This window comes from Vibrio sp. 10N.286.52.F8 (genome assembly GCF_041468745.1).
GTDB classification, from domain to species: Bacteria; Pseudomonadota; Gammaproteobacteria; order Enterobacterales; family Vibrionaceae; genus Vibrio; species Vibrio crassostreae_C.
In genome coordinates, this window is sequence record NZ_JBFRJF010000074.1 from 1 (window position 1) to 235 (window position 235).

At 43.0% G+C, this 235-nt stretch carries 1 protein-coding gene; it reads left to right on the top strand.

From position 1 onward, the window contains the following. Nucleotides 1-235, top strand: a 235-nt coding sequence (locus AB4133_RS21945; RefSeq protein WP_372225756.1) for a transposase, incomplete at both ends; no start/stop codon positions are given.

Genomic DNA, 235 nt, shown 5'->3' on the forward strand with positions numbered 1-235 from the left:
ATGGATAGCCTTAATAACACTGACTTCAAAAAGCTTGCGAGCCAGCAAAAAACCATTCAGATGAAGATGCGTTTACTTGCGCTCGCACACTTTAAAGACGGCCTCTCTCGTACACAAATTGCAAAATCTCTCAAAGTCAGTCGAACCAGTGTCAATAAATGGGTTCGGATTTTTTTTGAAGAAGGCCTAGAAGGACTTCAAGAAAAACCTCGGACTGGTAGGCCTGCATACCTCA